At 60.2% G+C, this 522-nt stretch carries 1 pseudogene; it reads right to left on the reverse strand.

Features of this window, described 5'->3' with window-relative positions:
- Window positions 1-522 (reverse strand): annotated as a pseudogene (locus C0K55_RS25800) (phage tail protein); the annotation flags it as partial.

Raw genomic sequence — 522 nt, forward strand, 5'->3', positions numbered from 1 at the left:
CGGTGACTTCGGCGGTCAGGTGCTGCACCGCTGGCGGCGTGACACCATTCACCGTGCCGCTCTGGTCGCCGTCAAAGTGCGCCCCGTTATCCACGATGGCTTCTTTTTCCGGTACATGCTGCACGGCAGTGATGGCATACGTGCCGTCATCGTTCTCACGGATACTCACACAGCGGAACAGGCGCTGACGCAACGTCGGCAACTTCAGCCCCCACACGCTGTATTCTGCAACGCCGTCAGGAACCCGGTTCACTTTCACCTTAAGTCCGTCGGTGACGGACTGAACCTCCACGCTGACCGGATTACCACTTCCGTCAACCAGGCTTATCAGCGTGGTACCGGAGGATGGCAGCGTGATTTCACGGTCGAGCGTCAGCGTCCGGGTCTGGCTGTTCACCGCCAGCACGCGCCCGCCGATGCTGATACCGGCATAGTCATCATCGCAGATTTCAATGACATCGCCCGGTACATGGCGAAGCCCTTCAGCACCCACGCTGAAATCCACGGTCTGCGTCTCCAGCA

The organism is Escherichia sp. MOD1-EC6098 (assembly GCF_002965865.1).
Classification (GTDB): Bacteria; Pseudomonadota; Gammaproteobacteria; order Enterobacterales; family Enterobacteriaceae; genus Escherichia; species Escherichia marmotae.